Origin of the sequence: Borborobacter xinjiangensis (assembly GCF_047739745.1) — a bacterium.
GTDB lineage: Bacteria > Pseudomonadota > Alphaproteobacteria > Rhizobiales > Rhizobiaceae > Pseudaminobacter.
Map to the genome: position 1 here is coordinate 107,575 of NZ_JBLLVA010000015.1, position 6,123 is coordinate 113,697.

Annotated in this window: 6 protein-coding genes; 5 read left to right on the forward strand and 1 reads right to left on the reverse strand. The window is 58.7% G+C overall.

Annotated features, from left to right (window positions below; all coding sequences use genetic code 11):
• The first annotated feature begins 7 nt into the window (after window positions 1-7).
• The 3 genes from ACLKMW_RS16645 to ACLKMW_RS16655 all read left to right on the forward strand — a co-directional run bounded on the left by ACLKMW_RS16645 (window position 8) and on the right by ACLKMW_RS16655 (window position 2,714).
• Window positions 8-346, forward strand: a complete 339-nt coding sequence (locus ACLKMW_RS16645; RefSeq protein WP_415725614.1) for a P-II family nitrogen regulator — start codon at window positions 8-10, stop codon at window positions 344-346.
• 25 nt (window positions 347-371) lie between these two features.
• Window positions 372-1,709 carry an ammonium transporter gene (locus tag ACLKMW_RS16650; protein ID WP_415725615.1) on the forward strand — a complete coding sequence of 446 codons (1,338 nt, stop codon included), beginning with the start codon at window positions 372-374 and terminating at the stop codon, window positions 1,707-1,709.
• Between the two features lie 261 nt (window positions 1,710-1,970).
• Window positions 1,971-2,714, forward strand: a complete 744-nt coding sequence (locus ACLKMW_RS16655) for a glycosyltransferase family 25 protein (protein WP_415725616.1) — start codon at window positions 1,971-1,973, stop codon at window positions 2,712-2,714.
• 645 nt (window positions 2,715-3,359) lie between these two features.
• Here the strand turns inward: ACLKMW_RS16655 and ACLKMW_RS16660 are convergent.
• Window positions 3,360-3,548, reverse strand: coding sequence for a hypothetical protein (locus ACLKMW_RS16660; protein ID WP_415725617.1), 189 nt, complete (start codon window positions 3,546-3,548; stop codon window positions 3,360-3,362).
• A 245-nt stretch (window positions 3,549-3,793) separates the two neighbouring features.
• Here ACLKMW_RS16660 and ACLKMW_RS16665 point away from each other — a divergent pair, with 245 nt between their 5' ends.
• Both ACLKMW_RS16665 and ACLKMW_RS16670 read left to right on the forward strand, forming a co-directional pair.
• On the forward strand, window positions 3,794-4,042 hold the full coding sequence (locus ACLKMW_RS16665; RefSeq protein ID WP_415725618.1) for a hypothetical protein: 249 nt from the start codon (window positions 3,794-3,796) through the stop codon (window positions 4,040-4,042).
• 542 nt (window positions 4,043-4,584) lie between these two features.
• A complete protein-coding gene (locus tag ACLKMW_RS16670; RefSeq protein ID WP_415725619.1) occupies window positions 4,585-4,875 on the forward strand; it encodes a hypothetical protein in 291 nt (96 codons plus the stop codon).
• Window positions 4,876-6,123 lie beyond the last annotated feature (1,248 nt).

Genomic DNA, 6,123 nt, shown 5'->3' on the forward strand with positions numbered 1-6,123 from the left:
ACATCGCATGAAGATCGTGATGGCGATCATCAAGCCGTTCAAGCTCGACGAAGTACGCGAGGCCCTCACCACCATGGGCATCGAGGGGCTGACCGTGACCGAAGTCAAAGGTTACGGGCGGCAGAAGGGTCATACAGAAATCTATCGCGGCGCGGAATACGCGGTCTCCTTTCTGCCGAAGGTGAAGATCGAGGTGGCGGTGGCCGCCGACATGGTCGAGCCGGCGGTGGAGGCGATCAGCGACGCCGCCCGAACAGGCCAGATCGGCGACGGAAAGATTTTCGTGCTCGGCATCGAGCAAGCCGTACGCATCCGCACCGGCGAAACAGACACCGCCGCGCTTTAGCACCGTTTCCATGGAGGTTCCTTCAATGAAAGTCCATTTCACATTGACGTCGGCGGCGTGCGCCAGTCTGCTCGGCGCATTCGGCAGCGTCGCGGCCATTGCCCAGGAAGCGATGCCCGCTCTGCCCGTGCCTGACAAAGGCGATACGAGCTGGATGCTGGTTTCGACCATCCTCGTGCTGTTCATGGCGCTGCCGGGCCTGGCGCTGTTTTACGGCGGGCTGGTTCGCGCCAAGAACATGCTGTCCGTCTTGATGCAATGCACGATGATCGTCGCGGTGGTGATCGTCATATGGGCGGCCTACGGCTATTCCTTCGCTTTCGGCGGCGGCACCAATCCGTTCTGGGGCGGGTTGGGCAAGCTGTTCCTGTCGGGTGTGACGCCTGAAAGCACGGTCGCCACCTTTTCGGACGGCGTGGTCATTCCCGAAATGGTGTTCATCTGCTTCCAGATGACATTCGCCTGCATCACGCCGGCGCTTATCGTCGGCGCCTTTGCCGAACGGATCAGGTTTTCGGCGGTTATCCTGTTCGTGGCGCTGTGGGTGAGTTTTATCTATTTTCCCATCGCCCATATGGTCTGGGATACCAGCGGCCTGATCTTCGGGTGGGGCGCGCTCGATTTCGCCGGCGGCACTGTCGTCCACATCAACGCAGGCGTCGCGGCCCTCGTCGGCGCCATGATGATCGGCAAGCGCGCCGGCTACGGCCGCGACAACATGGCGCCGCATTCCATGACGCTGACCATGGCTGGCGCCTCGATTCTCTGGGTCGGCTGGTTCGGCTTCAATGCGGGCTCAAACCTGGAAGCCAACGGCGGAGCAGCCCTCGCCATGATCAACACCTTCACGGCAACGGCCGGGGCGATCGTTGCCTGGGCGGGTATGGAAGCAGTTGCGCGCAAGAAGGCCTCGATGCTCGGCGCGGCCTCCGGCATGATCGCGGGTCTGGTCGCGGTCACGCCTGCTGCAGGTATCGTCGGCCCGATCGGCGCCATCGTGCTCGGTGCCGCGGCAAGTGCTGTCTGCTATTATTTCGTCACGGTGGTGAAGATCCGCGCCGGTTACGACGACGCCCTTGACGTCTTCGGCATCCACGGCGTCGGCGGCATAATCGGCGCCATCGGCACCGGCATCTTCGCGTCGACTTCGCTTGGCGGCATCGGCTATGCGGATGGCGTGACCATGGTCGGCCAGGTGTGGACGCAGATCATGGCGGTCGCCGTTACCATCGTCTGGTGTGGTATCGGATCGGCAATCCTCTACAAGGTCGTCGACGCAATCGTCGGCCTGCGTCCGAGCGCCGAAGCCGAATCGCAAGGGCTCGACCTGTCGTCGCATGGCGAGGTCGCCTACCACGCGTGAGCCTATCGAGCGGAAGCTCCGCGGAGCATGATTTTCGTTGTTATTTCCGACGGGGGTCATGCTCCAGGCCGCTCACTCCAGCCGCGGCATATCGCGCCTTGCCGACGAGTGGCTACGCACATATTTCGCCATCCGCTTAGGCAATCCGGCGACTAACGGCAAATATGCAAATCTGCTTACGTTGACTGCGCCGTTCGGATATGAACACGGAAACTTGCCTTCGCGTGAGGCAATCGGGACAACGGGAATGAAGCTGGTGAGATGCTGCCGACCCTGGTGATCAATCTCGCCAGGTCCAAGGAACGCTGGACAAAGCTTGCCGAAAGCGGACGCGGCACCGGGTTGGAGGTGCGGCGGGTGCCGGCGATTGACGGAGCCGCAGTTCCCGAAGGTCTGCGCGGCGACCTCGACGCCGCAAAATTCCGGGCAAATCATGGACGCCAAGTTCTGGCGGGCGAGTATGGCTGCTACCAAAGCCATCTGAGCGCGCTCCAGACCATCGTTGACGAAGGCTACGAGCTCGCCATCATTGCCGAGGATGATATTCGCCTCAATAGCGATCTGGAAAAAAGGGTGGAGGCGATTTTCCGGACTTCGCCATCGATTGATCTTCTTAAGCTGGTCAATCATCGCACTACCGGGTTCATCCGCTATGGAATTTCTGCGCTCGGAGACGAGTTTGGCCGCTGCATTCACGGTCCACAGGGTTCGGCCGCGTGTTATGCCGTGACACAGCAGGGCGCCCGGCGGCTTTTGGTTGCGCTCAAGCCAATGTGGCTTCCTTACGATCTAGCCCTTGAACGCGGCTGGTCCACTGGTGTCAGCACCTTCACCACCCGTGTTCCGTTTGTGGCATTCGAGGAAGTCACCCGAGCAGACACGACGATCGCAACCCGAACGCAATATCGTGAGGTTAAACTCCCGAAATTCAAGCGTTGGAGCGTCCTGAAATTCCGATTTGGCGACTATGTCTCGCGAATCGCTTACGGATTGAAGCGACCATGAGTTTCCTCGTCATGAGGAAATTTTGGAAGAAGCGGCGGCGATCGTCCTGTTCCTGACACTCGTTTCCGCCGTCCGGATTGAAAGCGACGCATATCGTTATGCTGCGGCCCTGTGGCTGCACATCGGCGCGCGGACTTCGAGCCGTCGATCGGCTGGATGGCTTGGCTGCGTCGGATGGGTCACGTTTGTCGCCATACGCTATGGTCTGATGTATGCGAGGAATTATCTGCTGCCGAATTACTCTGGTGGGGGACCGGGCACTCGGGACGGTCGAGCCTAACGGCCTCCAGCGCGACTGCTCCGCCGCGAGTTCCTGGCGATATCGGCGAACTTGAAGAACCGGCTCCTCGTATCACTCGCACACGCAGTGTAGGACGAGCCACCTCAGCGGAGGAGGCGACCCTGCGGTCTTGCGATCATCTCGAATCTCGACTCCATACGGCCACTACAAAAGCGCTACCCTTCTTACCCTTGATGCCTTGATGGTGTGGTGGCTTCGGTCCGCAATACGAGCTGGGCGTACTTTGCTACGCTGGAGCACCAAGGACTCGCGCCGCCGGTGTCGGAGTTGCCACGTCAGCCGTTCTGAAATGGAGGATGGGCGGCCAGCAATGGGCGGCCCTCTTTTGCTATTTAGCCGATACCTCAGCTGGGATTACTGAGCATGGCATCCATCCCGGCATCGGGAATTTCCACCATCGGACCAACAAGAAGGATTTTCGCCCTTGGTGATCCACTGATCCGTTGTGACGGGTCGCGGACGGGCTTGATCACCGTGGTGTACTCAACGGGATCATGGGTGCCCTTGGCGATGCTCGCCGCTACATGGGCCATCTCCTTTCGTCAGGGCGAGGCAATGGCCTCAGCTTCGGCGGGATCAAAGGATCCGGAACTGAATGTGTGGCTGCGGTTGCCCACCACATGAACGGCCCCCCTGATAACCGCAACGTTCTTCCCGGAGTCGAAGATGCGGCACTCCAGTTCCTTGCGCTGAGACAGGAGATTAGCGCGCCAGACGCACCACGCTTTTCAATCCTGTGCACACCTTACTAATACAAGCAAATATCGCCTGTGGCAGTTTGGTCACAGAGATTCGCCGAGGTATTGTCGCCAACTATGTTATCAACTTGAACTTGGGTGAATGTGATTCCGCGTGGCAGCAGCTGCCCTTTTTGTCTTCTACTGCAGCATATGTCGGCCGTGCCGTTGTGATCGAGGCTCCGCAGGAGTTGGAATTTCCAGAACGGGAATATCGGTTCGGCTCGAATGACTTCAACTATTCCGATGTGAGCGAGCGGGCAGACATTGCTTTTGGTGAAGCCGACTAGCTTCGACTGGTACGGTTCGACCCGCGTCCGCGCGAGTCTGGCGGCGGATCGTTCCCTGGCTTTCGTGATGGCGGGCTTGGCGTATGCAAAGGCCTCCGTCGAGGCCTCCCGATCCTCGGCCGGGATGGCAGCGAGACTTATGTGGCTCGACGGCTAGTGTCGTACTTGAGTACATTTCACGGGCAACATCATTGTCCGTGCGGACGACCTCGGTTGGGGTACGCCCATCGATATCGACACCAAATTGCACACTGGTACGAACGACATTTCCTGCAAGTTCTAAGGAGCGCCTGATAGCCAACGTCAAGCTCGCCGGTTCCTCTGGCGGGGCTCCTCTATGGGAGTGTGTGTCAAGCATTTTACGTAAGACCATCGAAAGCGATGATTGATCGCGCCACGGTTCCGCTCCGCACTGCGGTCTGCTCGTGAAATTGCAAAGATTCCGTCTGCCGACGCCGCTTAGACTGACAGAGCGCGGCAAAAATCTGTTGCTTGGAAAGGTCGAATTCTCCAGAAGGCATCTGGAGCTTGGGAGACTATGCATGACCGCTTGCGCACTCGCCGACGATCTCGACCATGCGGCCGGTCGGATTGCCGATCTGTCACGTGCCGATTTGCAAGCGATGCTCAGACGAGCCGCACTGCGGCTCAGGAACACCGAACAATTCCTGATCGATCCAGAATGGGAAGATGCGCTGCAGTGCGTCGCCGCCGAACTGGATCTTGGCCGAAATGACCTCATACGCATGATGGTAAAAGAGTGGCTAGAGGCCAATGCCTTCCTGCCGGTGCCTGTGCTGGAGGAAGGCGTGGAGCTTGAAGCGCGGAGGTGAGCCTCGGAATCACCTAGGTTCAAGCGGTGATGCATCGTTTCCGCCTGCAGGCTGTGCTGGCGCCGGCTTGGTACGTTGAAGTTCCTCTGTTCCGGACAAACGAAAGAGCCCGCCGTCTCGGGAGATGTGAGACGACGGGGTTTAGAGCGCTCGCCTCAGGTTGAATCGCGGGTGACTCTCGAACGCGCCCAAAGGTTCGTCCTGCGACCGGACATCGAACTCGCGCTTGTGTTTGTGGAAGCTGGCCAGCTCGCGCTATGGTCGTGGGCCGCCGAGTCCGCGCGGTAGGACCTGGCTGCATTGCTTCCACACCACATCGGTCAGGCGCGCTATACCTTCCGACCTTGGCCGCACCGATATCTCTGGGACTATTCCGCCGCCGGATGGAAGCTGCAAACCGTTGCCTCGTACCGGCGGCCAGCTTCTGTGAATATGGAGTAGAGCCCGATCCGTAAGCAAGAAGAAGCTGAGCACTGGTCCGCGCTCGACGACACCGAGCCGTGTTCTTCTTTACGGGTCTGTAGACCCAGTGGACAGAGTTCGCAAGAAAGCCTCTCGGAAAGGCATATGAGCTCGTACTCGACACGTTGGTGTGTACGTGGACAGGTATTCTGGTGACAATCTAGCCTAATACGTTGGGTGATCGCGATGCAACATTGGAGCAACGCCGTTCCATGATTTCGATGATCGAAATCTAGATCGCTTGGAGCTTTAGCTATCCGCCACGGTTTTCCAGGCACGACGGGTGGGCGAATCACAAGCCGCCAGCAGTTATTGCTGACAAAGACACGCAACAAACTGCGGCTCTGCATCGAATATCCCAGGGAATGGAAGAGACGATCAGAGCCGCATCTCGACTGGAGGTCGAGAAAAGCACTTAGAGCATACCCCGCCTGAAACTTCCAGTTCGAAGGACCAAAGGCTCTACTTATTGCTACTTATTAACGATTCCTTTCCGACCCTGCCACGTTTGTGCCTTTTTTGCCACACGGTGGCCGCAACCCGTTCCACCAAATACTCGAGCTATGGCATTCAGGGTTGTCGGACGAGGTTCGATGCGTAATGTCACTCACGAGAGAGGGGCGATTCTTCGCAGCTTTTTCGTAACAGGGACTGGGCGGGGGATTACCCGAAAAAAGCCAGTTCTGCATTTGACTGTTTTGATCTGGAGGTCAGAAAATGAATATCAAGAGCCTTCTCATCGGCTCCGCTGCGGCGATCGTCGCAGTCTCCGGTGCACGGGCCGCC